Origin of the sequence: Aestuariibius sp. HNIBRBA575 (assembly GCF_040932005.1) — a bacterium.
Taxonomy (GTDB): domain Bacteria; phylum Pseudomonadota; class Alphaproteobacteria; order Rhodobacterales; family Rhodobacteraceae; genus CANLNM01.
The window spans coordinates 2774962-2800119 of sequence record NZ_CP162414.1 but is presented as its reverse complement, the minus strand read 5'-3'; the positions used below and the strand labels follow the sequence as shown (position 1 = coordinate 2800119).

Sequence of the window (25158 nt, the reverse complement as noted above, 5' to 3'; positions counted from 1 at the left end):
CGAAAAAGGGCCCCAAAACGGGGCCCTAATTCGGTGATTATGTCGTGATAAATCACATGTTTGGATAGTTTGGCCCGTCGCCGCCCTGTGGCACTGTCCATGTGATGTTTTCGGACGGATCCTTGATGTCACAGGTTTTGCAATGCACGCAGTTCTGGAAATTCACCACAAAGCGCGGGTCTTTGCCTTCTTCGGTGACCACTTCGTAGACGCCCGCCGGGCAATAGCGCTGTGCGGGTTCTGCGAATTTCGGCAAGTTGACCGAAATGGGCGTGTCTTCGTTGGCCAGCTGCAGATGGCAGGGCTGGCTTTCTTCGTGGTTGGTCATCGCAAAAGACACGTTGGTCAACCGATCAAAGGACAGTTTGCCATCGGGTTTTGGATAATCGATCGGCTTGTGTTTGCTGGCTTCTTCGGTGGATTGTGCGTCGTTTTTGCCGTGTTTGACGGTGCCAAACAGCGAAAAGCCGAACGTGTTGGTCCACATGTCCAACCCGCCTGCAACCAGCGATGCCAACAGGCCGTATTTGGACCAGATCGGTTTGACGTTGCGCACACGTTTCAGGTCTTGGCCGATGGGGCCGGTGCGCACTTCTGTGTCGTAATCTTCCAGCGTATCGCCTGACCGGCCCGCCTGAATGGCCGCATAAGCGGATTCAGCCGCCGCTTTGCCTGACAGCATTGCGTTGTGGTTGCCTTTGATGCGGGGCACATTGACCATGCCCGCCGCACAGCCCAACAGCGCCCCACCTGGGAACACGGTTTTTGGCAGTGACTGATAGCCGCCTTCGGTGATTGCGCGCGCGCCGTAAGCCACGCGTTTGCCACCCTCTAGCAGGTCCGCAATCATCGGGTGATGTTTGAACCGCTGGAATTCCATGTATGGGAACAAATGTGGGTTTTTATAGTTCAGGTGAACCACAAAGCCGACATAGACTTGATTGTTTTCAAGGTGATAGACAAAAGACCCACCACCTGCGTTTGAATTCAGTGGCCAGCCCATTGTGTGGGTGACGGTGCCTTCTTTGTGTTTGGCGGGGTCGATTTCCCAAATTTCTTTCATGCCGACGCCGTATTTCTGAACGTCTGCATCTTTGGCCAGATCATATTTGCCGATCACTTCTTTGGACAGGGACCCGCGCACACCTTCGGACAGGAACACGTATTTGCCCAACAGCTCCATGCCCGGCTCATAGGAATCGCCCGGGGTCCCGTCTGGGTTTTTGCCAAACTCACCAGCGACCACACCTTTGACCGCGCCTTTGTCGTCATAGATCAGTTCGGAACAGGCCATGCCGGGGTAAATTTCGACCCCCATCGCTTCGGCTTGTTCGGCCATCCAACGACAGACATTGCCCATCGATACGATGTAATTGCCGTGGTTGTTCATCAAAGGCGGCATTGGGAAGTTAGGGATGCGCAGTTTGCCCGCTTCGCCCAGCATATAGAAATTGTCTTCTTTGACTTCCGTGTTCAGCGGTGCGCCTTTTTCTTTCCAATCCGGAATCAAAGCATCCAGACCCGAGGGGTCCAAAACCGCGCCCGACAGGATGTGCGCGCCAACTTCGGACCCTTTTTCCAGCACGACAACCATCAGGTCTTCGTCCAGTTGTTTCAGACGGATCGCGGCCGATAGACCTGCGGGGCCTGCCCCAACGATGACTACGTCAACTTCCATCGCTTCGCGTTCGATATCGGCCATGTGGCTCTCCTTGCATGTCGTAACTGGCCCGATTTGGGGCTCAGTTGTAATATTGTTGCGCGAAGGATTATCCCGACTTGGCGTCTAGGGCAATCGCGACACGACGACAATTGCGCCCCTCGCGACACTGAATCCTATTTTTTTGGCTCGAAAGGAAAGGAATTGCGCACAAACGCGTCGTTGAACGACCACGGCACTTGACTTCACCGGCCCAGACCGCGTTATGAACGTTCGATTATTAGGTAGCCCCGCTAAAGTGAGAGCGCACGACATATGGATAAAATTCCGCTGACCCAAGCCGGTTTCGACAAACTGGACGCCGAGTTGAAGCACCTCAAAAGTGTGGAACGCCCAACGATCATTCGCGCCATTGCAGAAGCACGCGAACTTGGGGATTTGTCAGAAAACGCGGAATACCATTCGGCCAAGGAAAAACAATCCTTCATCGAAGGCCGCATCAAAGAGCTGGAAGCCGTGATTTCATTGGCGGATGTGATTGATCCCAAGAAATTGTCAGGTGGGATCAAGTTCGGCGCGACCATCGAAATCGTCGACGAAGATACGGACGAAGAGAAAAAGTTTCAGATTGTTGGCGAATATGAGGCCGATATTGAAGCCGGTCTGTTGAATTTGAAATCACCGCTGGCCCGGTCCATGATCGGCAAAGAAGCGGGCGATTCCGTTGAAGTTCGCACGCCCGGCGGGCTAAAATCCTACGAGATTCTGACCGTTTCCTTTATCTGATGCGCCACATGCCAAGCGGGAGCCAAACATGGTAGACCGACCCGTTTCCAAAGCCACCGAAATCGCCCGACGTGCCAGCGGCGATCCCGGATTGGGTGCAACCGAGGTGATCGGGATCGGTCTGTCGGTCGTCTGGCTGGTCGCGGTTGGGCTGTTTTTCCTGATCCTGCCCAGCGGGCCAGAGGGAAATGGCATCGATTCACTGCGATTCCTGCTGACATTGATCGCCATTTTTATGCCGGTTGCGATGATCTGGGTTGCGGTGATGGCCGCCAAATCCAGCCGGGTCATGCGCGAAGAATCAGAGCGGCTTCAGGCGGCTGTGGATGGGATGCGCAAAACCTATCTGGAACAGAACAAATTTGCCGGATCAGCGTCGGCGCAATCCAACATGGAACGCAAGCTGAACGAAATCGCCCAAGCGACCCGGCAGACGGAATCGGCGCTGGCGACATTCACGACCATGCGCAAAGACGTGGCCGCGACGCCCACTGCCGTTGCGGCTCCGGCCCGCGACAACGAAGCGCCCATTGATGCCCAAAGTGATCAGCCGCGTTTGGCGCTGGGCACGCAGGTCGAAGAAATCACGCCGCCTTTGGACAACAAAGACATGATCCGGGCGCTGAATTTCCCGGATACCGAAAAGGATGAAGCCGGTTTTGCAGCACTGCGCCGCGCGCTAAAGGATCGGCAGGCCCGCCAATTGGTTCAGGCCAGTCAGGATGTTTTGACGCTGTTGTCCCAAGATGGGATCTATATGGACGATTTGCGCCCTGATCGTGCGCGGCCCGAAATCTGGCGCCGCTTTGCCCAAGGTGAACGGGGCGGGGTCATTGCGGGTATGGGCGGTGTGCGCGATCGATCCAGCCTTGCATTGACGGCGGGCCGCATGCGCGAAGACACGATTTTTCGCGATGCAACGCATCATTTTTTGCGTCGGTTTGATCAGATGCTGGTCGCCTTCGAAGAACGCGCCAGCGACGAAGACCTGTCCGAATTGGGCGAAACCCGCACAGCGCGCGCCTTTATGCTGTTGGGGCGGGTGACCGGGACGTTCGACTAGCTCAGGTTGCGCACCATCATGGTCGCCTGTTTGAACCGAAAAACATGTCGCAATGGGCCAGTGCCGGACGTGTGCACGGCGCGAAACCCTTTGCGTTCATATAAGGCCCGTGCGCGGGTGTTTTTATCGATCACATCCAATCGCATTTCATTGTAGCCCCGGCGCAGTGCCTCTGCCCCCAAAGCGTCCAGCAAGGTGGAACCCACCCCACGTCCGCGGGCCTCGGCGGACACAAAAATCCCGTCCATCAGGAACCGTTTATTGTCGACATCCCGTTCCAGCGCGGCCAGCAGCGCGATGCGCCACAAACATCCGATCCAGCCATAAATCGCAGCCATATCTGCAATTCCGCCATCCACAAAGGCACCATCAGCGGTTTTAAACCCGGCAACGCCCAGCAAATCGTCGCCGTCATAGGCGCAAATCGCATGATCAGGCCGCGCGACCCGCTCAATAAAGGCAATCCCTTTGGTGTCAGGCCCCATCACCCGCCCTAGTTTTTCGCCAAACGCATCCCAATACAGATGCGCCACACGCTGTCGGTCCACCTCGTTGAACCCTTGGGTTATTCTCACAGATCAAAGCTCCTGAATGGAATGAAACGCACAAGTTGACCCTGTTCTATGTGTTGTGCCTCATCACCCAATTCAACCAGCCCTTCGGCCCAAGACAGGCCAGAGACGCGCCCTGACCCTTCCGAAGGAAAGGTTTCCACGCGGCCATTGCGGATGCGCGCGCGTAGATATTCGCGGCGGCCTTGCTTTTTGGTTTTGGTAAAAGCGGCTGGAACATCAAACCCTTGCGGGGAAATCCACGCTGCACCTGACAGAACCGACAGGGCCGGGCGGGCAAAGATCAGCGCGCAGACTATCGCCGCCACCGGATTACCCGGCAAACCGAAAACCGGCACATTATCCCATAATCCCAACGCCAAGGGGCGACCGGGTTTCATGGCAATGCGCCACAATTGCATCGATCCGGTTTCACGCAACAAACGTGACATGTGGTCTTCGTCCCCTGCGGATGCGCCGCCCGATGTCAGGATCACGTCGCATTGTGCCGCCCCATCATTCAGGATCGCGCGCAGGTGTGTGTTGTCGTCCGGCGCAATCCCCAGATCGCAAACATCATAACCCCATTGCATCACCAAGGCCTGTAGCATGGGCCGATTGGCATCATACACATGCCCCAGATCCGCCATTTCACCGGGTTTTCGAAGCTCATCCCCCGTTGACAAAACCCCAACGCGCAGCCGTTTTTGCACGGTGACATCAGCGATACCAACGGCGGTCAATGTGCCCAAATCGCCGGGTGTTAACACGCGACCTGGCGCTAGAATGTGCTGCCCTTGGGTGATGTCTTCGCCCGCGTCACGACAATTCGCGCCCTTTTTCAGGGGGCCTTGGAATGCGATTTGGGTGCCGTCGGTGTTTACGTCCTCTTCTAGGATGACGGTGTCAACGCCTGCGGGCAAAATCGCACCGGTCAATATGCGCAGGGCATGCCCGGCCGGGACAGAGCCATCAAACGGCACCCCCGCTGCGGATCGCCCCGGATGTAGGGGCAGAATGGTAGCCCCGTTTTGATCAGGTGAATGGGCAAAGCCATAGCCATCCACAGCAGAATTCGCAGCGGGCGGATGGGACCGAATGGCTGTTGGCGCAACAGCCAGAACCCGGCCCAATGCGTCACTGGTCGCGATGGTTTCTGTTGCGGTCACGCCATGCAGGTTCTGACGCAGGTGGTCTAATGCGTCATCCACAGGCGTCCAATGGGTGCCGCGCGGCATGGCGAAACAATCATTTGTCAGGGGCGGGGGCGTCAGAGCTGGACCTTGCGTCATGATAAATGGGTTTCCGCCAGAATAAAGTCAGCGATCCCGACCGTGTCATTCAGATCAAACCGGGGGCAGGGCGTGGGGATGTCACAATCCGCAGCCACAGCGCGAATAGACGGATCACCGGGGGCCATCAGATCGTGACCTGCCTCTTTGCGAAAGGTTTCGATTTTCGGGTGAGGTTCGCGTTTTAACCCTTCGATCAGAACCAGGTCAACCGGGCTAAGCTGAGCGAGCAATGTATCCAGCGTCGCCTCGGGCGCGTCGCGCAATTCCGTCATCAGCGCCCAACGCTGACCAGACGATAGCAGCACCTGCTGCGCGCCCGCATCCCGGTGGCGATAGGAATCTCGGCCCTTTTGGTCGACGTCAAAACTGTGATGGGCGTGTTTGATGGTTGAAACCCGCAATCCGCGTGTCGTGATGTCGGTCACCAGCCGTTCCATCAGGCCAGTTTTGCCCGCGTTTTTATACCCCGCAACGCCGTAAATTTTCATAGCATCGCCTCTGCTTGGGCCAGATCATCCGGGGTGTTTACATTGAAAAACGCGTCTGAATCGTCGAATTCGGCCATGGCGCAATCATGGCGCTGGGTCCACAGCACCACCTTGCGCAGCCCCCCGTCCAAGGCATCCCGCAGATCATCCCGTAAATCCAGTGGCCATAGGCCAAATGTCGGCTGTCGCCCGTCCGGTGTGGCGGCCATGGCCAGCCCGGTGCGGCTGTTTTCTGCGGCCATCAGCAATCTAGGCACCAGATCACAGGGCAGAAAAGGCGTGTCAGCGGCGGCGCTGACCACATGGGTCGCCCCCTGTTTGGCCGCCCAATCCATACCCGCCAGCACCCCAGCCAAAGGCCCGGCATATCCAACGATAGAATCGATGATGATGGGCAGGTTTAGATCCTCAAATCGGGAAATGTCGCCATTTGCATTCAACGCAAGCCCCGCCACCTGAGGTTCAAACCGGTCGATCACATGGGACAGGATCGTGCCATGGCCTAGCCGCAGCCGACCTTTGTCACCGCCGCCCATCCGGGTGGCCAACCCACCGGCTAGGATGACGCCTAAGGGTTGGATCATAGCGCACCTTTTCGGGCTGATTTTTGGGGCTCATCAGGGATTTGATCCTGATCTGCATCGCGAATCAGCCGGGTTTCACCAGAGAGACAGATAAACCGTTTGCCTTTCATCCGCCCAATAAGCGTGAGGCCGATTTGCTGTGCGATTTCTACGCCCCATGCCGTAAATCCCGACCGTGACACCAGTATGGGAATGCCCATCAAGGCGGTTTTGATCACCATTTCTGACGTCAATCGCCCGGTTGTATATAGAATTTTATCCGCAGCAGCGACGTTTTCAGACAGCATCCAGCCCGCGATTTTATCGACCGCATTGTGGCGACCGACGTCTTCCATATAGACCAGCGGACGATCCTGTTGGCACAAAACCGTGCCGTGGATCGCGCCTGCATCCAGATACAGTGACGGGGTGCGGTTGATCTGATGGCTCAGCGCATAAAGCCACGACGTGCGCAGCGGCGCATCAGGTAGGGTCACGCCATCAAGTCCCTCCATCATGTCTCCAAATACGGTGCCCACCGCGCAGCCCGACGTGCGGGTTTTCTTTTTCAGTTTGTCTTCGAATGTGGTTTTGGACGCGGTGCGCACCACAACCACATCCAATTCTTCGTCAAATTGGACGGCTGTTACGTCGTCACCATCGGCCAGCATGCCCTGATTGCGCAAAAATCCAAGTGCCAGATATTCGGGATAATCCCCAATGGTCATGGCGGTCACAATTTCCTGTGAATTCAGATAGATCGTCAGGGGTCGCTCTTCGACGACATTGATGTCGATGGCGTCCCCATTATGGTCTTTGCCGGTGACTTTGCGGGTCAGACGCGGGGCATCCGGATCGGGGGCGATCAGGTAATTGCTTGTAACGTCCAACTGGGCCAAGTACCTCTCCTTATGAACCATTTTCGGGTCGTTTCACAAAACTTAGGCTATGCGTATGAGCTCCGCCACCATGAAATCATTTTTGAAGGGCGTCCGCCACGGATCGCCGTTTTTATTGGTCGCCGCCCCATTTTCGATGCTGTTTGGGGTCGTTGCCACGGATGCCGGGCTGGATATTGCGCAGGTCATGGCCTTTACCACATTGGTGATTGCAGGGGCGGCGCAATTTGCGGCTGTGCAATTGATGATCGACGATGCCGGGGTTGCGATGGTGCTGTTGGGGGCCTTGGCCGTCAATGTGCGTATGGCGATGTATTCGGCGGCGTTGGTGCCGCATTTGGGGGCCGCGCCGTTGTGGAAACGGGCCATGGTGGCCTATCTGTTATTTGATCAAACCTATACCGTGTCACAGAACGAATATGATGCGTTTCCGCAGAATTCGACTGCTCAGAAATTTGCGTATTTCATTGGTTCTGCCACCTTGATGGTGCCGACATGGATCGGCATGGCCTATGTAGGCGCAGTGATTGGCGCGTCAATTCCGCCTGAATATGCCTTGGATTTTGCCCTGCCGATCACGTTTCTGGCGATGATGGGCCCGGCATTGCGCACGATCGCGCATGTTGCAGCGGCGCTGGTTTCTATAGTTGTGGCGCTGTTATTGTCAGGTTTGCCATCTGGTGCCGGGCTTTTGATTGCGGCGGTTCTGGCGATGATGACCGGGGCATTTGTCGAAACACGCATGGAAAAACGCGCAAAACCCGATCAGGTTGAAACGGATACAGAGGTGCCATCATGACGACGCTATCTGATGGTCAGGTCTGGTTTATCGTGGCTGTCCTTGGACTTGGAACCTATCTGATCCGGTTTTCGTTTCTGGGCATTATCGGCAACCGGACCATGCCGGATTGGGTGCTGCGCATGTTGCGGTACACGCCTGTGGCGGTCATCCCGGGCATGGTGGCGCCATTGGTGATCTGGCCGGCGGCAACCGATGGTCAGCCAGACCCAGTCCGGATGAGCGCCGCCGCCGCTGCGCTGATTGTTGGCTATTTCAGCAAGAGCTTGCTTTGGGCGATTTTTGCGGGTGCAGCGGTTTTATATACCGGGCTGTGGATCACCGGATAACAGAACAATTTCGCGGGTGGCGCCCTGTGATTGCGCGGCTCAATCGCGAATTACTGCTGGGCCTGCGCGCGTGCGGCGGCTTCTTCTTGTAGTTGGATGTCATAGGCCTGGCGGGCCAGATCTTTGTTGTCGTCATCTGTTTCAAAACGCGTGGTTTCGACAACGCCAGGAATAGCCCCAAAGCTGTTGGCCAGATTTTCGGGGAACCATGTGACATTCACACGTTCAAAACCGGACAATTGGCTTAGGATTGTGGAAACGGATCGCGTGCACATGGCCTGTGAAACCGGGCCAAAATTCAGCGCCGCCTGCAACGCCTGTTCGGCCACGTCTGCGGGCACTTCGAGGTGCTGGATTTGCGTGTAATAGGTGATGCGCGAATGGTACGAGACATAGAAATCTTCGACCCGAGGATCGACGCCAAACACCACATCATTGCGTTCCGGGATCGACGCATGACTAAAGCTACCGGCGGGGTCAAAAATCACCCGCTGGCTGGCATTGATCAGCAGACTGGAATGCGCGCCATTGTCCGACGTCGTGTTGCGCATCGTATAAAGCGTCAACGACCGCGGCCCCGGATGGGAATAGCGCACCCGCGCAATATGATCGTCAGGGGCCCAAACGGATTTCGCGCCGCAGCCCGCTAAGGCCACGGGCGCACCCAACATAAACGCGCGGCGGTTCATCCGATATCTACCTGATTAACCGTTGATCAGGTATAGCAGGATCAGCGCAACAATGATCGCAATCGACGTGCGTGTCGCTGCGGTTGCAAAGCCAGCAAAGGTTTTTTCCTGAACGCTGATGTCCATTTCGCCATGCTTGTGGTCGGCCATGATTTTCTCTCCGATTTTCTCTTTGGGCTCAGATAGAGGATTTAGACGCCGCTGTCAGCCCGTTTTCCCTGCGTCATTTTTTGTCGATGCGGTTTCACCGCCTTTGGTCAAATCCGACGCCAGACGAAACCCGATACGATTGGGTTCTGGTTGATCGATGTTTTTGGGCAGGGCACGCAGCATCACGTTTAGCTGCGTAACATGCTGAATGAGCTGAGTTTTGGTGCCGCCGGGGTCAGATCCGTAAAACGTGACGATATCAGGGTCAAAATACCCCATGCCTTCGATTTTGATCACGCCCGCGTCGCCGCCGGTGAACCCCATGGCCACTTCGTGTTCGTTATCCAGCTGCTTTTCAAAGTTCTGAATATACAGAATCAGCCGTTCATAGGCCCAGCGGGCCGGGCTTTTGGGTTGGTCTTGGGTCTGTAATTCTGCCGGAACATCCACTTGGGTCTGTTCGGGGTTTGTATGCACTTCGTGTGCTTTGGGCAGAATGCTGTTTTCAACGGCTTCTGCGGATGTGGCGATCATTTTGTCCAACGGGCTCTCCCTTGCCTTTGGGATAGGGGAACATGCGATGAGGCGCTGCGCAAGGGGAGCTCACGCAGATGTTTGTCAGAAATCGACGCGGGCGGCGATTTGCAGAACGTTACGATGGGTTTGGTTTGGCGTGCCAGACCCAAGCATCCCCGTCCAACGCCCGATCAACCCGGCCCGCATGCCATAGATGCAGACAATGCGACAATGCTTCGACCAAGGCCAAACCATATTCCCCACCCGAAATTTCACGTTTAAACAGAGGCATAAAACACTGCGCGGCGGTTTTGGGTTCTGACAGGAACGTCTCTAACCGGTTGAGGGCCCCATGGTGGTTGTCGATCAATTGCCGCATTCGGGTTGGCAGGCCGGTAAAAGGCAATTTATGCCCGCCCAGCACCAGATGATCTTCGCGTGCAAAGGGGGCTAATCGTTCGCAGGCCTCTAGCCAATCTGTCACGGGATCAGCCTCTGGCTCGGTTGGGTAAACGCCGATATTGGGGCTGATCGATGGCAGGATTTGATCGCCACTGATCACCAAATTGTCGTCCCGGCTCCAGAATGTGGCGTGTTCTGGGGCGTGGCCTGCGCCCATGCGGATATCCCAGTCACGCCCGCCCATCCGGATCACGCCACCCTCAACAATGCGGGTATAGCCCAGTGGCAAAGGATAAACCGTGTCAGAAAAATTAAAGGGACGGTCCGCTTTGCGGGCATTGTAAACCTCTGGGATCATGCCTGCACGACGATAAAATAGCAGGCTTTCTTCGGGCCAGGTTTCTTGTACGTCCAAGGTCAGCATGCGCGCCATCAGATAGGCCGTGCGCGGCATGACCAATTGCGCGCCGCGTTCCATCAGCCAGCCAGCATTGCCGATGTGATCGGGGTGATGATGGGTGACCACCACCCGCCCGACAGGTTTGCCAGCCAGCACCCCGTCCAGCAATCCCTGCCAGATCGCACGAGACCGCCGTGAAGTCATGCCCGTGTCGATGATGGTCCAACTGTCGCCGTCATCCAGCGCATAAATGTTGACGTGATCCAGTTTCATCGGCAGGGGCAGACGCAGCCATAACACACCGGGCGCGACTTCGATCGCGTCGCCCTCGGCTGGGGGCGTGTCCCAAGGATAGCGGATAGGTTCAGACATCAGGCGCGCAACTCATCAGGTGTAATGGCCAGCAAATCCTCTGCGCCCTGACGGACATGGACCAACAGGCCGACATGTTCCGGCAGCAACCGTTTGATATAGAACCGGGCCAGTTTCACCCGTGCTACGTCGCCATTGATCGCGGCGGCCAGATGATAATGTGCGCCCAGAACCCGCGCAAACGCATTCAGATAGGGCACAGCCCCGGCAAAGCGATCCTGTAGATTGTCCTGCGCGACCAGCCAATCGGTGGCTTCGCGTAGGTTTTCGGCCGCCTGCCAGACCGCTTCGGCCATGACAGGGCGGGTGGGGCGCGCTGCCTCTGCCCCGGCTTCGATTTCATCCAGCAGACGGGACGCCGCGTCGCCGCCATCCATCATTTTGCGCGCCACCAGATCCATCGCCTGAATGCCATTTGTGCCCTCATAGATCGCCGTCACGCGCACATCGCGCGACCATTGCGCCGCGCCGGATTCTTCGATGAAGCCCATGCCGCCATGCACCTGAACCCCTAATTCGGCCACGCGAATACCCGTATCGGTGCCAAAGGATTTGGCAATGGGCGTCAGGAATGCAGCGCGGGCTTTCCATGCGTCATCCCCGGTGGCGGTGGACATATCTATCGCCACAGCACAGGCCATGGCGATGGCGCGGGCGGCAAATGTGTCGGCCTTCATCGTGGCCAACATGCGGCGCACATCGGCGTGTTCGATAATGGCGCCGCTGCCATCGGCACGACCCTGTTTGCGTTCGGACGCGTAATCCAGCGCCTGTTGCAGCGCGCCTTCGGCACTGCCGATGCCCTGCGTGCCAACGCCCAAACGGGCATTGTTCATCATGGTGAACATCGCCGCCATGCCGCCAAATTCAGGCCCCACCAGCCAGCCTTTGGCACCGGAATATTCCATCACGGCGGTGGGCGATCCGTGCAGCCCCATTTTATGTTCCAAACTCACAACCCGCAGATCATTGCGTTCACCGGGATTGCCATCCGCATCGGGGATAAATTTGGGCACCATAAACAGGCTGATGCCTTTGGTGCCGGGTTTGCCATCCGGGGTGCGGGCCAGTACCAAATGACAAATGTTTTCCGCAAAATCATTATCCCCCCAAGAGATAAAGATTTTCGACCCGGTGACAGACCAACTGCCATCACCGTTGGGTTCTGCTTTGGAACGCAGCGCGCCCACATCCGACCCGGCTTGGGGCTCGGTCAGGTTCATGGTGCCGCACCATTTGCCGGAAATCAGTTTAGGCAGGTAAATCGCTTTGATTTCATCGCTGGCGTGATGTTCCAGCGCTTCGATTTGGCCCTGACTCATCAAAGGGTTCAATTGCAGCGACAGACAGGCGCCCGACATCATGTCGTTTACCGCCGTCGTCAACGTCATCGGCAGCCCCATGCCGCCGTTTTCAGGATCAGCGGAAATGCCCAGCCAGCCGCCTTCGGCGATGGCATGAAAGGCGTCGCCAAATCCGGGTGACGTGCGCACGACCCCATTTTCCAGAACCGCCGGATGCAAATCGCCGTTGCGTTGCAAAGGCGCCATGATTTCATCGCTCAGCTTGCCCGCCTCACTGAGGATCGCATTGGTCAAATCTGGCGTGGCTTCTGCAAAACGGTCCGTATCAGCGACGGATTTGAAACCGACAACATGGTCCATCAGAAAACGGTAATCCGCAACGGGTGCGCGATATGGCATATGTCTCTCCCAAGGTCACAATGCTTGGCACCGGTGCAATCAATCGGTATGCAACCGGAACCCTCTAAACGTAGCCCGACAGGGGCGCTGCTGAAACCGGAACGCCACGTCATGAAAACCGCCCCAACCCAAAGCCAGACAGAAAAACTGACCAACGATCCGGTTGGCATCCGTCGTGCGGTAGAATTGTTGAAATCCGGTGCACAAGTCGCCTTTCCAACCGAAACAGTATACGGGCTGGGCGCAGATGCCTGCAACGACACTGCCATTGCCGGGATTTACGCAGCCAAAGGCCGCCCCAGTTTCAATCCGTTGATCGCCCATGTCGCAGACGAAGCCATGGCGCGCAAATTGGTGGATTTCACCCCCGGCGCTGGGCGTTTGGCAGCCGCGTTCTGGCCCGGCGCGTTGACAATGGTGTTGCCCCTCAATCCGGATGCAGGCGTGTCTAAATTGGTCACCGCAGGGATGGATACGTTGGCGGTGCGTGTGCCGGACCATCCGCTGGCGCACCCATTGCTGCGCGATTTTGGCGGGCCGGTTGCTGCGCCATCGGCCAACCCGTCCGGGCGCATCAGCCCGACCCATTCGGATCACGTCATGGCGGGGCTGGACGGAAAAATCGCCGCTGTGGTGCTGGGCGGCGCATGCGGTGTCGGCGTCGAAAGCACGATCATCGGGTTTGACCCCGATCCTGTACTGCTGCGCGCCGGTGGCCTTCCGGTTGAGGCGATCGAGGCCTGTCTTGGTCAGCCTTTGCGGCACATAGTCAATGCCGACATGCCCACCGCCCCCGGACAGCTTAGTTCGCATTACGCGCCGCGTGGGGATGTGCGGCTGAACGCGGATGCTGCACAGTCGGGCGAGGTGTTGTTGGGGTTTGGCTATGTGGACGCCACGTTGAACCTGTCCCCGACCGGGGATCTGATCGAAGCGGCGGCCAATCTGTTTGAAATGCTGCATCAATTGGATGCGATGGGTGCAGATAAAATCGCCATTTCCCCCATCCCTAATACTGGCCTTGGCCTTGCGATTAATGACCGGTTGCGCCGTGCCGCAGCACCGCGCCCCTGATCAATTCACGTCTGATTAGCCCAGCAAACGCCGCGCGATCACCTGCGCCTGAATTTCGGCCGCCCCTTCAAAGATGTTCAAAATCCGGGCGTCACACAGGATGCGGCTGACCTTGTATTCTGTGGCAAAGCCGTTGCCACCGTGGATTTGCAACGCATTATCCGCCGCAGCCCAAGCCACGCGCGCGCCCAGCAATTTCGCCATGCCCGCCTCTAGATCGCAGCGATGACCGTGATCCTTTTCCCAAGCGGAAAAATAGGTCAGCTGACGCGCAACCATGATTTCCACGGCCATCATCGCCAATTTGCTGGCCACACGTGGGAATTCGATCAGGCTTTTGCCGAATTGTTTGCGGTCGATGCCGTATTGCATGCCCACATCTAACGCCGATTGCGCCACGCCAATGGCACGCGCGGCGGTTTGAATGCGTGCGCTTTCAAAGGTTTCCATCAGCTGCTTAAAGCCTTTGCCTTCTTCACCGCCCAGCAGGTTTTCGGCCTTTACTTTGAAATTATCAAAGCCCAGCTCGTATTCCTTCATGCCACGATAACCCAGCACTTCGATTTCGCCGCCAGTCATGCCCTCGGTCGGGAATGGATTTGCATCATCGCCCGGCGTTTTTTCGGCCAGAAACATCGACAGACCTTTGTGGTTGGTCGTGTCAGGATCGGTGCGGGCCAGCAGGGTCATCACATGGGTGCGCGCCGCATGGGTGATCCAAGTTTTATTGCCGGTGACGCAGTATTCGTCGCCATCCTTGACGGCGCGGGTGCGCAGGCTGCCCAGATCGGACCCAGTGTTGGGTTCGGTGAACACAGCCGTTGGCAGGATTTCGGCACTGGCCAATTTGGGCAGCCAATGTTCCTTTTGCGCGTCGGTGCCGCCACATAGGATCAGTTCCGCTGCGATTTCGGACCGGGTGCCCAGTGATCCGACACCGATATAGCCGCGCGACAATTCCTCAGAAACGACAACCATCGACGCTTTGGACAGGCCGAAACCGCCGAATTCTTCGGGGATGGTTAGGCCGAAAACGCCCATTTCGGCCAGATCTTCGATGATTTCCATCGGGATCAATTCGTCCTTTAGGTGCCAATCATGGGCATGGGGTTCGACCTTTTCCACCGCATAGCGGCGGAACTGTTCGCGGATCATTTCCAGCTCTTCGTCCAGCCCCGATGCCCCCACCGTGATATTGGCGGATTGTTCCTGCATCAAAACCACCAACCGCAACCGCGCGGCTTGGGAATTGCCATTATCGCAGAGCTGCATCACCTCGGGGGTCATCAAAACCCGCGCGTCATCTTGGGTCAGCCCCATATCCTGTAGGCGCACCACTTCGCCTTGGTTCATGGGGATGCCGCCGTAGATCTGCCACAGATATTCACCAAAGGCGATCTGATGCAGCAATTGTTCGATTTCGCCGAATTTGCCGTCAGCTTGCAATCGCGTGGCCCAAGCCTGCATCTGACGCAGAGATTCCACATATGTGGCCAACCACGCCAGCCCATGCGCTGCACCTTGGTGTTGTTCGATCAATCCGCCGGATACACGCCCGTCCTGTTCACATAGGGCGCGCACGCTGGCTTTGGCTTTGTCCAACACGGCCTCTGCCGGGGCAATCGCCGCACCGGTCAGGGTCAACACATCCGGTAGGATCGGGGAATGGGGCGTGGTCTGGGTCATATCCTGTCCGTCATGGGGCATTGTGAACATCCTTTATTTCGCAGGTGCAGAGATACCCACTTTGCAGTCGCAGCGCAATAATAATACGCAGTTAAGTATCTTTATGTTCATTAATGTCGCGCGTAAATATTGCTGCGCTGCAATGTCAGACCGGGTAAACACATTAAATGACATGGCTTCCTGACGTTTTAACCTATGACCTATTGGCGTTTTGTTTTGCGGTTACGGTTTGCGCCGGGATCGTCAAAGGCGCTGTTGGCTTTGCCATGCCGCTGATTATGGTGGTCGGAATGGGCATGGTTCTGGACCCCAAATTGGTAGTCGCGGGAATCATCCTGCCTACGGTTTTAACCAATGTGATGCAAATCATGCGCGGGGGGATGGAAACCGCGCGGCAGGCTTTGCGCGACTTTGGTCTGTATATTGCGATTGTTTGCGTGATGATTTTCATCACTGCGCAATTTGTCACCGTGATCCCCACCCAAGTTATGTATTTGGTTTTGGGCATTCCAGTGACGTTGTTATGTGCCATGCAATTGGCCGGGTTCAGATTGCAGGTCGGCCCGGACAAACACCGGATCGCGTCGGTGATCATTGGGGTGATTTCAGGCGTGCTCGGCGGGCTGGCTGGCACGTGGGGGCCGACAACCGTGTTATATCTGGTGGCGCTGGACACGCCCAAAGCCCGACAGATCGCCGTCCAGGGCGTGGTCTATGGTATCGGCGCCATTGTGCTGCTGTTTGGGCATCTGAATTCGGGCATCTTGAGCCGTGAAACCATACCGTTCTCGGTGTTTTTGTTGCTGCCGGCCATTCTGGGCATCCGGATCGGCTTTATGCTGCATGACCGAATCGATCAGGCGACGTTCCGTAAATTGACGTTGTTTGTGTTGTTGATCGCCGGGCTGAACCTAATCCGGCGCGGGCTGATTTAAGGTATGTTTCAGGGTCGACCCGTCCATCGAATTGAGCCGTTCAAATGCCAGTGACTAAACGCGGTTTATGCCAATTGTTATTGTTTGGGATCAGGCGTTCGAGTATTGAAATATCCGATCCATATCGTTGGTAGGGCCTTTGAAACACAGCATTACATTCGCCAGATTGACCGAGGTCGATCCAGCCGAAATCATCGCTCATATGTCCGATCCCCGCGTAGGCGAGCATATGCCGCTGCTGACTTTTGAGTGGGATGAAGCGGCCGTTGCCAGTTTTGTCGCCGCCAAAGAAGAGTGCTGGCGTCGCGATGGGCTTGGCCATTGGGCTATATTTCTGAACGGAAAATACGTCGGTTGGGGTGGATTTCAAAAGGAAGGAGATGAGTGGGATTTTGGTCTGGTTCTTAAGCCCAATTCTTTTGGGTTGGGTACTCGCATCTCTAAAAAAGCGATCGAATTTGCGACCACTGATAAGCGCATCCCCTTCGTTACTTTCCTGCTTCCACCGTCGCGTAAAAATCTTGGGGCGCTCAAAAGACTTGGCGCAATATTCGTCGCGGAAATTGACTATGGCGGGGCAACCTTTCTTAAATATCGCTTGAATACTGAATGAGCACCAAGTTCGCTTGGCGGATATCGGTTTAAACTGCTGAGAAGGTCGGCTTAGAGCCTAAACTGAAGGATGCTGCGCGGAACTTAAGTGACCGCTTTGAAAAGCTGCTTAGACCCCAAGTGCCCTAAGTCTGTCACATAATTCGCGTACAGGGCCATTGGTCAGCCCGGTACAAGACAAAATTCGTGCGCTCTGCCGGTGAGGATAGTTCACCAAATTGTTAAGTACATCAAATACCAAACGCCTCGTCATGAAGTGACTTTCAACTGTAGCCTCAGAATTATTCAAGAGATGTGAGACTTCTTCGGGGGTTATACCTGCCAACGTGTGAAATAGTTCGGGTGAGAACATCGGATCGTTCAGGAGTGATATTTCCAGTAGGCTGTCCACAGCTTTCTGCTCTTGCTGGCTAAAAATCATGGCAACTTGGCCTCCACAAAGGGGGTCGTTCAAAGTGTTATAGTACGATGAAAAGGTCGCCAAAGACCATCGTTCATTGTCTAGTTTGCCAAACGCCGACGCTAGAATAGTATTCGGCAGACGGCAGCTTTGTCCCGCGCATCGGACGTTGAAAAACCCATTTGTTTGGTCGTAACTGCCACAAGTTTTGTGATCGCCGGGCTGAACCTATTGTGACGTTCCCATCTTGAAAATTGTGGTGGACCGGTGTTTATAGATTGGTATGGAAAATGATATTCAAACTGTGACGCTCTGGCGGCCGATAGGGCCAGAGGAGCTTGTGCTTATTGAGCAAACCGATATGCGAGTATTTCCGCCTCGTTTGCCCGAACAACCTATTTTTATCCCGTTTTGACCGAAGATTACGCCATCAAGATCGCTCGGGATTGGAATGTGAAGGCAAGCGGTTCAGGGTTTGTCACGCGCTTTGAAGTGCTAAAGTCTTATTTGGACGCCTATGACGTTCAGGAAGCGGGTGGTCGAGCACATTTAGAGTATTGGATTCCCGCCGAAGAAATGGATGCATTCAACAACGCCATTGTGGGTCAGATCATCATCACTCAGACGTTTCGCTGAGTTGCAACAAAGGTTGCTCAGAGGACGTCAGCACCTAAGAAAACAAATCGGAATAATTGCACGCCTCGGCCAGTTCCGGCACCAACGTTGGGTCCACCAGTTCGAACGCCACCCGGTACAGGGTAAACCCTTCAAACTCGGCCTCAAACACCCAAGTGCCGGTGACCACTTCGTAATCGAAATCCAAACCGTAATAGCTGCCGCTGGGCGGGCCAGAACCCGCAAGGGATGTCTGGTATTGCTGATGGGTCAGGCCTGTATCCTTGAACGGCGGGTGGTAGGTGTGGATGGTGATCCCGTCTAAATCCGCATCCCCCATGATGCTGGCTTTGATCCCGAAATGGATGCCGGGCACGGCGGGCACAACGCGGCTGTTGGATATAAAATCGGGCGACCCTTCGATCACGTCGATATAGCCGATGGCGGTATCCGGTGCGACGCGGGTGCCCGTGGACGGCGTTTCACAGACAATCCCTGCCTCAAGAAATGCGATCTGTGGCGCGATGTAATCCTCGGCCACTTGGGCAAATGCGAAATGGGCGAAGGTGGCGATGAAACCTGCGGCAGGGACGGCAAAACGAAACATAATAGGGCCTAGATCATTGGAATGACCTCAGGATCAGAAACTTCGGGATCGAAGTCAATGTGCCACAAAAAAGGCCGCCCAAATGGACGGCCTTTTGAGGATTTGTAAGCTGACTTAGATCGCGGCTGCGCGCACATCTTCGTCGATAAAGGGCAGGTATTGTTCGAAATTGTCCGAGAACATTTCGACGAGTTTCTGCGCCTGCGCATCATAGGCCGCCGCATCCCCCCAAGTCGCGCGAGGGTCCAGCAATTTGCTGTCTACGCCATCAACCGTGACGGGCACTTCGAAGCCAAAGTTCGGGTCCTTGCGGAACGTTGCCTCTGATAGGGACCCGTCCAGCGCGGCGGTCAATAGGGCACGTGTGGCCTTGATCGGCATGCGTGATCCTGTGCCATAGGCACCGCCGGTCCAGCCGGTGTTGACCAGCCAGCAGGTTGCGCCATGGGACGCAATTTTCTGACGCAGCAGGTTGCCGTAGGCTTCTGGGCGGCGGGGCATGAATGGCGCGCCGAAACAGGTCGAAAATGTTGGCTCTGGTTCGGTTACGCCGCGCTCTGTGCCTGCGACCTTGGAGGTAAAGCCAGACAAGAAGTGATACATCGCTTGGGCCGGTGTCAGGCGCGCGATGGGGGGCAGAACACCAAAAGCATCGCAGGTCAGCATGATGATGTTTTTGGGGTGGCCACCCAGTGCGGATTCCGACGCGTTGGAAATGTATTCCAGCGGGTAGGCGCAACGCATGTTGGCGGTCAGGCTGTCATCCTCAAAGTCCAGTTCCTTGGTCTCTGGGTCAAACACCATGTTTTCGATCACAGTGCCAAATTTGGACGTGGTCGCAAAGATTTCAGGCTCGGCTTCGGCGTTCAGATTGATGGTTTTGGCATAGCAGCCACCCTCAAAGTTGAACGTACCGCGATCGGACCAACCATGTTCGTCGTCACCGATCAACACGCGGCCAGGATCAGCGGATAATGTGGTTTTACCCGTGCCGGACAGACCAAAGAATACGGCCGTATCAACCGGGTTGCCAATGGCGTGGTTGGCCGAACAATGCATCGCCATCACGCCTTTGCCGGGCAGGATGTAGTTCAGCAATGTGAACACCGATTTCTTGTTTTCACCGGCATATTCCGTGCCACCGATCAGGATCATTTTGCGGTCAAAGTTGATCGCGATCACTGTGTCAGACCGGCAGCCATGTTTTTCCGGGTCCGCCTTAAAGGTTGGGCAGTTGATGATGGTGAAGTCGGGCGCAAAGCTCATCAGGTCTTCGCGGGCCGGACGGCGCAGCATGTGACGGATGAACAGGGAATGCCACGCCAGTTCGGTGACCATCCGCACGTCCAGTTGCAGCTGCGGGTCCGCGCCGCCCACCAGATCCTGAACGAAATATTCACGACCCTTCATGTGCTCGGTCATGTCGTCATAAAGACGATCAAATGCATCGGGCTCCATGGCGGTGTTGTTTTCCCACCAGATGGTGCTTTCGGTGCTGGCGGAACGCACGACATGTTTGTCTTTGGGGGAGCGACCGGTGAATTTCCCGGTGGTGACCAGCATGGCGCCGCCTTTGCCCAATGTACCCTCGCCCCGTTTGATCGCCTCAGCGATCAGGTCAGGTTCAAGATAGTTGTAATAGACCTGACCTAGCCCGCTGATGCCTTGATCTTCGAGTTTCATGGTCGGATTCACGCGTCCGTGGTCCATAAGTCTTGCTCCTGATTATGGGGCGTTGCTGCCCAAGTAGGTCTTTCCCTTAACATGCTGAAATTGGAACTGAATAGGCCCGTCCGGGGCAGTTAGCGCAACCAAGTTCCGGTTAGCGCAAACGGTAGCGACAACGTTTGGGGGCAGCTTGGTTAATGGGCGGAATTTAGCCGTTCGTAAGGCTTTTAAGTCACAACATAGAGTCAGATTACGACGTGATTCGCACATTTGCTTGATTCGCTCGGTGTTTGCGGGGCATTAATGTTGAAAAAGCAGGCAAAAAATAGAACTTGAGAGCAGTAAGGGTAAACCCATGTCGAAAATTGCATTGGTGGACGATGACAGGAACATCCTGACATCTGTGTCCATGACGCTCGAAGCAGAAGGCTTTGAGGTCGAAACCTATAATGATGGTCAATCTGCGCTGGACGCTTTCAACAAGCGGATGCCGGATATGGCTGTTTTGGATATTAAAATGCCACGGATGGATGGCATGGATCTGCTACAGCGTTTGCGCCAAAAAACGTCGATGCCGGTGATTTTCCTGACATCCAAAGACGACGAAATTGACGAAGTTCTGGGCCTGCGTATGGGCGCCGATGACTACGTCAAAAAGCCATTTTCCCAACGTTTGCTGGTGGAACGCATCCGCGCATTGCTGCGCCGTCAGGATGCGATTTCTGGCGAAGTGGTTGCTGATACAGAAGAAAACAAAGTGATGAACCGCGGCGATCTGGTGATGGATCCCCTGCGCCATGCCGTGAAATGGAAAGGCCGTGACGTGTCGCTGACTGTCACGGAATTTCTGTTGCTGCAGGCGCTTGCGCAGCGTCCGGGCTTTGTGAAATCCCGCGACCAGCTGATGGATGTGGCCTATGACGATCAGGTCTATGTGGATGACCGCACCATCGACAGCCACATCAAACGGCTGCGCAAAAAAATGCGGATGGCGGATGGTGAATTCTCGGCGATCGAGACGCTTTATGGTATCGGCTACCGTTACAACGAAGAATAGGCGATAATACCGGCGATGACATCTGCGCCCGAAATTGACATTCGTGACCTAAACTCTGTCCGCCGCGCGGCGGCAGAGGCTGATGTCGTTTTGGGCGACGATTGGGTTGTTCCGACCAATTCCGATGACCGCGAATATCGCCAGATCCGCCGCAAACGTGGGTGGCTGACCCTAAAACGGTCGCCTTTGGCGCGCAAAATCATCACGTTTAATCTGTTGGCGTTGATCCTTTTGGTTGCGGGGGTGCTGTATCTGAACCCGTCTCGTGGCAGTTTGGTGTCGCAGCGCGCAGCGTCATTGGTGGCCGAAACTGAACTGATTGCTGACGCGTTTGAGGCGCAATTGCCGGCCGGTGCGCCGGTCAATTTGGTGTCCGGCGACGGGGTCGATGCGGTTTTAACCCTCGAAGGTCTTGACCTGCGGGGTGGCATTGAGGTGTTCGTATTTGACCCCAGCCTGACATTGGTCGCATCGAAATCCGCTGCAGAGGACGTGCCGGTTGCCGGGCTGGAAATCGAAGAGGAACGGGTTCCGGTTGTCTCCAACTTTTTGGCGGCAATCTGGTTGGGTATCGAGAGCATTTTTCCCGGTGGGGAAGAGGTTGACCAGACCTTTCATGTCCTTGAATCTATTGATGATCTGTTAGAGCCAAGCCTGACAGGTGACACTATTGCAAAAACCATTCTGACCCCGCTAGGGGAAACAGTGTTTACGGTCGCAAGCCCGATTTTGCATGAAGGAACGCCGGTTGGCACCATCGCATTGGTAAGCCCAGCCGGCGAAATCGACGCGTTGGTACGGCAACAGCGCGAATTGGTTTTGCAGATGTTCATTCTGGGTGCGATTGTGTCCATTGGTCTGGGGCTGATGTTGGCATCGACCATTGCCAATCCTCTCTCCGATTTGGCCGATGCCGCAGAGCTGGGACGGGATCGAAATGCCCGCAAAATGGCCCCAACACGCATTCGAATTCCTGATCTGACGGGGCGTCCCGATGAAATTGGCCGCCTGTCCGGCGCGTTGCGCGGGATGGTTGCGGCGCTCTACGACCGCATTGAGGGCAACGAACAATTTGCCGCGGATGTGGCGCATGAAATCAAGAACCCGCTGGCGTCCTTGCAATCGGCCGTTGGCACGATGCGGGTGGCCAAACGGGACGATCAACGCAATCAATTGCTGGATGTGATTGATCACGATGTGCGCCGTTTGGATCGATTGGTCAGCGATATTTCCAACGCCTCGCGGTTGGATTCCGAACTGGTACGCGAAGAAGAGCAAGCCTTTGATCTGTTGGTTGTTTTGAAAAACATCAACCAGTTTTTGGGCGAACAAGCCAAGGCCAACGGGGTTGAGTTTATTTCCGACCTGCCAGACGGCCCGATAGAAGTGCATGGGCTGGAAGGCCGATTGGCACAGGTGTTTGTCAACCTGATCACCAATGCGATTTCGTTTTGTGAAGACGGGGATGCGATCCGGGTTTGGGCGCGACGCCGCGAAAATCGGGTTTTGATCGTCGTCGAAGATACTGGCCCCGGTATTCCGGACGGCGCGTTGACCAAGGTGTTCACGCGGTTCTATTCAGAACGCCCCGAACAGCAATTTGGCAACAATTCCGGGCTTGGGCTTGCGATTTCTAAACAAATTGTAGAGGCGCATGGCGGCGTGATCTGGGCCGAAAACATCCGCCCCACCGAAGCCGATATCACCTCTGACCCCCTGGGAGCACGCTTTGTCGTTGGTCTGCCCATCTGATCACACGATATGTGTGCATGCATCCGCGATCGCGTTCCAAGAGCGCGCAGTGCTGATAATGGGGGGATCTGGAACCGGGAAATCAACATTGGCGTTGCAGTTGATGGCGTTGAATTGCGCGCTGATTGCGGATGACAAAACCATTCTCAACCGTTTGGATGACCGCATCATCGCCTCGGTTCCATCGCAACTGTCCGGCAAAATAGAAGCACGACATGTCGGCATTTTGAACGCCAATCCAGCAGACCCCACCGCGCTCGCGCTTTGTGTTGATTTGGACCATGTTGAACCCGACCGCCTGCCACCTCATCGGAATGTGACATTCCTTGATGTGCAATTGCCCTTGATTTGGGGCAAGGGAAGGGATCATCTGGCCTATATGATCCTGCAATATTTGAAACGGGGACGTTCCGCCTGATGCCTGCTTTGACGCCTTCTGACCAAACAAAAGAGACATCCGAAACGGATATCGACGATGCCTCACAGCATGTTTTGTTTGTCACAGGTCCTTCGGGGGCAGGGCGGTCCACAGCGATCAAAACACTAGAGGATCTGGGTTATGAAGTGATCGACAATTTGCCGATCAGCCTTCTGCCGCATCTGCTGGACGCGCCACCAATTGGCCGTCCATTGGCGTTGGGGCTGGACGTGCGAAACCGGGATTTCCAAACGGATACAGTGATTTCGTTGATTGATCGTCTGTCAGCGGGATCGGGCGTGGATGCGCAGGTGTTATATCTGGATTGTTCGGTCGAGGTTCTGGTGCGGCGGTATTCAGAAACCCGCCGCCGCCATCCATTGGCCCCTGCCGATCCGCCATTGTCCGGGATCACCAAGGAAATCGAATTATTGGTTCCCATTCGGGCGCGTGCGGATTTCTTGATCGATACATCCAACCTGTCGCCCCATGATCTAAAGGCCGATATCGAAGCTTGGTTTGCACCTGACGGCGCGCAGGGCTTCGGTGTGTCGGTGCAGTCGTTTTCATATAAACGGGGATTGCCGCGCGGGATCGACATTGTTTTGGATTGCCGGTTTTTGCGCAATCCCTACTGGGACCCCTCATTGCGGCAAATGGACGGGCGCAGCAAAGACGTGGATGCCTATGTCGCCGCGGATGAGCGATTCGATGAATTCTACCATCGCGTGTTTGAATTGATTTCATTTCTACTGCCATCCTACAAGGCTGAGGGCAAATCACACCTGTCTATCGGTTTTGGGTGTACCGGAGGGCAACACAGATCGGTTGCAGTGACGGAAAGAATGGCCAAATCCCTTGCGCGTGCTGATTGGCGGGTGTCTATACGGCATCGGGAATTGGAACGGCGCGCCGATGTTTTGGCGCCTGCAAAATCGGGGAAAACCGGTCAATGATCGGCATTGTCATAGTGGCCCATGGGGGTCTTGCTACGGAATATCTGAATGCCGTCGAACATGTTGTCGGCAAGCAAAAAGGTGTGCGCGCAATTCCGATCCAGGCCGAAGAAGACCGAGGCGCAAAGCAAATCGAAATTTGCGAAGCGGCCGATGCGGTTGATAGCGGCCAAGGCGTGGTGATCGTCACGGATATGTTTGGTGGATCGCCGTCAAATTTGTCTTTGTTGGCCTGTAATTGCGACAATCGGCGCATTTTATATGGCGCAAATTTACCTATGTTGGTCAAATTGGCAAAAAGTCGTAAAAAGACAGTACCAGAAGCTGTGAACGCAGCACTGGAAGCCGGGCGAAAATATATCAATGCTCATATGATGACAGGGGGCGATGCGGGTTCATGACACAGGCAGTTATGCGTAAATTGGAAATCGTGAACATCAAAGGTTTGCATGCGCGCGCCTCGGCCAAATTGGTCGAAGTGGTCGAACAGCATGACGCGAACGCCACTGTTTTTAAGGACGGGATGGATGCGTCGGGCGATTCGATCATGGGGCTTTTGATGTTGGCAGCGTCAATCGGAACCTTTATTGAGGTTGAAACCAGTGGGCCTGAGGCGGAAAAGCTTGCAGGTGCAATCGAAGCGCTGGTTGCCGATAAATTCGGCGAAGGTAACTGAGGCCCAAAGGCCCAAATCCAAGAATGATGAGTCAGGG

Annotated in this window: 28 protein-coding genes; 14 read left to right on the top strand and 14 right to left on the bottom strand. The window is 55.6% G+C overall.

The annotated features are described in order from the left end of the window. Positions 1-52: 52 nt before the first annotated feature. Positions 53-1702, bottom strand: a complete 1650-nt coding sequence (locus AB1F12_RS14095) for a 4Fe-4S dicluster domain-containing protein (protein WP_368185003.1) — start codon at positions 1700-1702, stop codon at positions 53-55. 273 nt (positions 1703-1975) lie between these two features. On the opposite strand from AB1F12_RS14095, the gene greA reads away from it, so the two are divergent. Both greA and AB1F12_RS14085 read left to right on the top strand, forming a co-directional pair. Then, complete coding sequence (greA, locus tag AB1F12_RS14090; protein ID WP_368185002.1) at positions 1976-2446, top strand: transcription elongation factor GreA; 471 nt, start codon at positions 1976-1978, stop codon at positions 2444-2446. 28 nt (positions 2447-2474) lie between these two features. Then, positions 2475-3509 carry a hypothetical protein gene (locus AB1F12_RS14085; protein ID WP_368185001.1) on the top strand — a complete coding sequence of 345 codons (1035 nt, stop codon included), beginning with the start codon at positions 2475-2477 and terminating at the stop codon, positions 3507-3509. Here the strand turns inward: AB1F12_RS14085 and AB1F12_RS14080 are convergent. From AB1F12_RS14080 to AB1F12_RS14060, 5 genes are read right to left on the bottom strand one after another with little or no spacing between them, the layout of a single operon-like run. Next, the gene (locus AB1F12_RS14080) at positions 3506-4084 is read right to left on the bottom strand and encodes a GNAT family N-acetyltransferase (RefSeq protein WP_368185000.1); all 579 of its coding nucleotides are present in this window, start codon (positions 4082-4084) and stop codon (positions 3506-3508) included. The two genes, AB1F12_RS14085 and AB1F12_RS14080, sit on opposite strands and share 4 nt — an antisense overlap. Continuing rightward, positions 4081-5352, bottom strand: coding sequence for a gephyrin-like molybdotransferase Glp (gene glp / locus AB1F12_RS14075; protein ID WP_368184999.1), 1272 nt, complete (start codon positions 5350-5352; stop codon positions 4081-4083). Before glp ends, AB1F12_RS14080 begins: the two co-directional genes overlap by 4 nt. Then, the gene (gene mobB / locus AB1F12_RS14070) at positions 5349-5843 is read right to left on the bottom strand and encodes a molybdopterin-guanine dinucleotide biosynthesis protein B (protein ID WP_368184998.1); all 495 of its coding nucleotides are present in this window, start codon (positions 5841-5843) and stop codon (positions 5349-5351) included. The genes glp and mobB overlap by 4 nt, the downstream gene beginning before the upstream one ends. Then, entirely contained in the window at positions 5840-6427 is a 588-nt protein-coding gene (gene mobA / locus AB1F12_RS14065) for a molybdenum cofactor guanylyltransferase MobA (RefSeq protein ID WP_368184997.1), read from the bottom strand. The genes mobB and mobA overlap by 4 nt, the downstream gene beginning before the upstream one ends. Continuing rightward, positions 6424-7305, bottom strand: coding sequence for a formate dehydrogenase accessory sulfurtransferase FdhD (locus AB1F12_RS14060; RefSeq protein ID WP_368184996.1), 882 nt, complete (start codon positions 7303-7305; stop codon positions 6424-6426). The genes mobA and AB1F12_RS14060 overlap by 4 nt, the downstream gene beginning before the upstream one ends. A 55-nt stretch (positions 7306-7360) precedes the next feature. On the opposite strand from AB1F12_RS14060, the gene AB1F12_RS14055 reads away from it, so the two are divergent. Next, the gene (locus AB1F12_RS14055) at positions 7361-8104 is read left to right on the top strand and encodes an AzlC family ABC transporter permease (protein WP_368184995.1); all 744 of its coding nucleotides are present in this window, start codon (positions 7361-7363) and stop codon (positions 8102-8104) included. Beyond that, complete coding sequence (locus AB1F12_RS14050) at positions 8101-8433, top strand: AzlD domain-containing protein (protein WP_368184994.1); 333 nt, start codon at positions 8101-8103, stop codon at positions 8431-8433. The genes AB1F12_RS14055 and AB1F12_RS14050 overlap by 4 nt, the downstream gene beginning before the upstream one ends. A 50-nt stretch (positions 8434-8483) precedes the next feature. On the opposite strand, the gene AB1F12_RS14045 is transcribed toward AB1F12_RS14050, so the two are convergent. The 5 genes from AB1F12_RS14045 to AB1F12_RS14025 form a co-directional block, all read right to left on the bottom strand. After that, on the bottom strand, positions 8484-9122 hold the full coding sequence (locus AB1F12_RS14045) for a hypothetical protein (RefSeq protein ID WP_368184993.1): 639 nt from the start codon (positions 9120-9122) through the stop codon (positions 8484-8486). Positions 9123-9137: 15 nt separating this feature from the next. After that, entirely contained in the window at positions 9138-9272 is a 135-nt protein-coding gene (locus tag AB1F12_RS14040) for an aa3-type cytochrome c oxidase subunit IV (RefSeq protein ID WP_368184992.1), read from the bottom strand. 54 nt (positions 9273-9326) lie between these two features. Next, positions 9327-9815, bottom strand: a complete 489-nt coding sequence (locus tag AB1F12_RS14035; protein WP_368184991.1) for a DUF6173 family protein — start codon at positions 9813-9815, stop codon at positions 9327-9329. Between the two features lie 109 nt (positions 9816-9924). Beyond that, positions 9925-10962 carry an MBL fold metallo-hydrolase gene (locus AB1F12_RS14030; protein WP_368184990.1) on the bottom strand — a complete coding sequence of 346 codons (1038 nt, stop codon included), beginning with the start codon at positions 10960-10962 and terminating at the stop codon, positions 9925-9927. Continuing rightward, positions 10962-12665 carry an acyl-CoA dehydrogenase gene (locus tag AB1F12_RS14025; protein WP_368184989.1) on the bottom strand — a complete coding sequence of 568 codons (1704 nt, stop codon included), beginning with the start codon at positions 12663-12665 and terminating at the stop codon, positions 10962-10964. The genes AB1F12_RS14030 and AB1F12_RS14025 overlap by 1 nt, the downstream gene beginning before the upstream one ends. Positions 12666-12776: 111 nt before the next feature. On the opposite strand from AB1F12_RS14025, the gene AB1F12_RS14020 reads away from it, so the two are divergent. After that, positions 12777-13739 carry an L-threonylcarbamoyladenylate synthase gene (locus AB1F12_RS14020; RefSeq protein ID WP_368184988.1) on the top strand — a complete coding sequence of 321 codons (963 nt, stop codon included), beginning with the start codon at positions 12777-12779 and terminating at the stop codon, positions 13737-13739. A 15-nt stretch (positions 13740-13754) separates the two neighbouring features. On the opposite strand, the gene AB1F12_RS14015 is transcribed toward AB1F12_RS14020, so the two are convergent. Next, the gene (locus AB1F12_RS14015) at positions 13755-15446 is read right to left on the bottom strand and encodes an acyl-CoA dehydrogenase family protein (RefSeq protein ID WP_368184987.1); all 1692 of its coding nucleotides are present in this window, start codon (positions 15444-15446) and stop codon (positions 13755-13757) included. 146 nt (positions 15447-15592) lie between these two features. Between AB1F12_RS14015 and AB1F12_RS14010 the strand changes: the two genes are divergently transcribed. The 3 genes from AB1F12_RS14010 to AB1F12_RS14000 all read left to right on the top strand — a co-directional run bounded on the left by AB1F12_RS14010 (position 15593) and on the right by AB1F12_RS14000 (position 18008). Beyond that, complete coding sequence (locus tag AB1F12_RS14010) at positions 15593-16360, top strand: sulfite exporter TauE/SafE family protein (RefSeq protein ID WP_368184986.1); 768 nt, start codon at positions 15593-15595, stop codon at positions 16358-16360. A 139-nt stretch (positions 16361-16499) separates the two neighbouring features. Next, positions 16500-16973, top strand: coding sequence for a GNAT family N-acetyltransferase (locus tag AB1F12_RS14005; protein WP_368184985.1), 474 nt, complete (start codon positions 16500-16502; stop codon positions 16971-16973). Positions 16974-17783: 810 nt separating this feature from the next. Next, positions 17784-18008 carry a hypothetical protein gene (locus AB1F12_RS14000; RefSeq protein WP_368184984.1) on the top strand — a complete coding sequence of 75 codons (225 nt, stop codon included), beginning with the start codon at positions 17784-17786 and terminating at the stop codon, positions 18006-18008. A 34-nt stretch (positions 18009-18042) separates the two neighbouring features. Here the strand turns inward: AB1F12_RS14000 and AB1F12_RS13995 are convergent, their stop codons facing one another. Together AB1F12_RS13995 and AB1F12_RS13990 are read right to left on the bottom strand one after the other, a co-directional pair. Further along, complete coding sequence (locus AB1F12_RS13995) at positions 18043-18594, bottom strand: DUF3859 domain-containing protein (RefSeq protein WP_368184983.1); 552 nt, start codon at positions 18592-18594, stop codon at positions 18043-18045. Between the two features lie 114 nt (positions 18595-18708). Beyond that, complete coding sequence (locus tag AB1F12_RS13990) at positions 18709-20304, bottom strand: phosphoenolpyruvate carboxykinase (protein ID WP_368184982.1); 1596 nt, start codon at positions 20302-20304, stop codon at positions 18709-18711. Between the two features lie 313 nt (positions 20305-20617). Between AB1F12_RS13990 and AB1F12_RS13985 the strand changes: the two genes are divergently transcribed. From AB1F12_RS13985 to AB1F12_RS13960, 6 genes are read left to right on the top strand one after another with little or no spacing between them, the layout of a single operon-like run. Beyond that, the gene (locus tag AB1F12_RS13985) at positions 20618-21319 is read left to right on the top strand and encodes a response regulator transcription factor (protein WP_368184981.1); all 702 of its coding nucleotides are present in this window, start codon (positions 20618-20620) and stop codon (positions 21317-21319) included. 15 nt (positions 21320-21334) lie between these two features. After that, positions 21335-23071 carry a sensor N-terminal transmembrane domain-containing protein gene (locus AB1F12_RS13980; RefSeq protein WP_368184980.1) on the top strand — a complete coding sequence of 579 codons (1737 nt, stop codon included), beginning with the start codon at positions 21335-21337 and terminating at the stop codon, positions 23069-23071. Then, positions 23049-23489 carry an HPr kinase/phosphorylase gene (locus tag AB1F12_RS13975; RefSeq protein ID WP_368184979.1) on the top strand — a complete coding sequence of 147 codons (441 nt, stop codon included), beginning with the start codon at positions 23049-23051 and terminating at the stop codon, positions 23487-23489. Before AB1F12_RS13980 ends, AB1F12_RS13975 begins: the two co-directional genes overlap by 23 nt. After that, a complete protein-coding gene (gene rapZ / locus AB1F12_RS13970; RefSeq protein ID WP_368184978.1) occupies positions 23489-24445 on the top strand; it encodes an RNase adapter RapZ in 957 nt (318 codons plus the stop codon). The genes AB1F12_RS13975 and rapZ overlap by 1 nt, the downstream gene beginning before the upstream one ends. After that, complete coding sequence (locus AB1F12_RS13965) at positions 24442-24846, top strand: PTS sugar transporter subunit IIA (protein ID WP_368184977.1); 405 nt, start codon at positions 24442-24444, stop codon at positions 24844-24846. The genes rapZ and AB1F12_RS13965 overlap by 4 nt, the downstream gene beginning before the upstream one ends. Next, entirely contained in the window at positions 24843-25121 is a 279-nt protein-coding gene (locus AB1F12_RS13960) for an HPr family phosphocarrier protein (RefSeq protein ID WP_368184976.1), read from the top strand. Before AB1F12_RS13965 ends, AB1F12_RS13960 begins: the two co-directional genes overlap by 4 nt. Positions 25122-25158 lie beyond the last annotated feature (37 nt).

Coding starts and splice junctions, on each gene's coding strand:
- greA (WP_368185002.1), top strand. CDS start 1,976: ATGGATAAAATTCCGCTGACCCAAGCCGGTTTCGACAAACTGGACGCC.
- AB1F12_RS14040 (WP_368184992.1), bottom strand. CDS start 9,272: ATGGCCGACCACAAGCATGGCGAAATGGACATCAGCGTTCAGGAAAAA.
- AB1F12_RS13960 (WP_368184976.1), top strand. CDS start 24,843: ATGACACAGGCAGTTATGCGTAAATTGGAAATCGTGAACATCAAAGGT.
- AB1F12_RS13985 (WP_368184981.1), top strand. CDS start 20,618: ATGTCGAAAATTGCATTGGTGGACGATGACAGGAACATCCTGACATCT.
- AB1F12_RS14015 (WP_368184987.1), bottom strand. CDS start 15,446: ATGCCCCATGACGGACAGGATATGACCCAGACCACGCCCCATTCCCCG.
- AB1F12_RS14095 (WP_368185003.1), bottom strand. CDS start 1,702: ATGGCCGATATCGAACGCGAAGCGATGGAAGTTGACGTAGTCATCGTT.
- AB1F12_RS14025 (WP_368184989.1), bottom strand. CDS start 12,665: ATGCCATATCGCGCACCCGTTGCGGATTACCGTTTTCTGATGGACCAT.
- AB1F12_RS13980 (WP_368184980.1), top strand. CDS start 21,335: ATGACATCTGCGCCCGAAATTGACATTCGTGACCTAAACTCTGTCCGC.
- AB1F12_RS13995 (WP_368184983.1), bottom strand. CDS start 18,594: ATGTTTCGTTTTGCCGTCCCTGCCGCAGGTTTCATCGCCACCTTCGCC.
- AB1F12_RS14055 (WP_368184995.1), top strand. CDS start 7,361: ATGAGCTCCGCCACCATGAAATCATTTTTGAAGGGCGTCCGCCACGGA.
- AB1F12_RS14045 (WP_368184993.1), bottom strand. CDS start 9,122: ATGAACCGCCGCGCGTTTATGTTGGGTGCGCCCGTGGCCTTAGCGGGC.
- AB1F12_RS13990 (WP_368184982.1), bottom strand. CDS start 20,304: ATGGACCACGGACGCGTGAATCCGACCATGAAACTCGAAGATCAAGGC.
- mobA (WP_368184997.1), bottom strand. CDS start 6,427: ATGATCCAACCCTTAGGCGTCATCCTAGCCGGTGGGTTGGCCACCCGG.
- rapZ (WP_368184978.1), top strand. CDS start 23,489: ATGCCTGCTTTGACGCCTTCTGACCAAACAAAAGAGACATCCGAAACG.
- AB1F12_RS14030 (WP_368184990.1), bottom strand. CDS start 10,962: ATGTCTGAACCTATCCGCTATCCTTGGGACACGCCCCCAGCCGAGGGC.
- AB1F12_RS14020 (WP_368184988.1), top strand. CDS start 12,777: ATGAAAACCGCCCCAACCCAAAGCCAGACAGAAAAACTGACCAACGAT.
- AB1F12_RS14085 (WP_368185001.1), top strand. CDS start 2,475: ATGGTAGACCGACCCGTTTCCAAAGCCACCGAAATCGCCCGACGTGCC.
- mobB (WP_368184998.1), bottom strand. CDS start 5,843: ATGAAAATTTACGGCGTTGCGGGGTATAAAAACGCGGGCAAAACTGGC.
- AB1F12_RS13965 (WP_368184977.1), top strand. CDS start 24,442: ATGATCGGCATTGTCATAGTGGCCCATGGGGGTCTTGCTACGGAATAT.
- glp (WP_368184999.1), bottom strand. CDS start 5,352: ATGACGCAAGGTCCAGCTCTGACGCCCCCGCCCCTGACAAATGATTGT.
- AB1F12_RS14050 (WP_368184994.1), top strand. CDS start 8,101: ATGACGACGCTATCTGATGGTCAGGTCTGGTTTATCGTGGCTGTCCTT.
- AB1F12_RS14010 (WP_368184986.1), top strand. CDS start 15,593: ATGACATGGCTTCCTGACGTTTTAACCTATGACCTATTGGCGTTTTGT.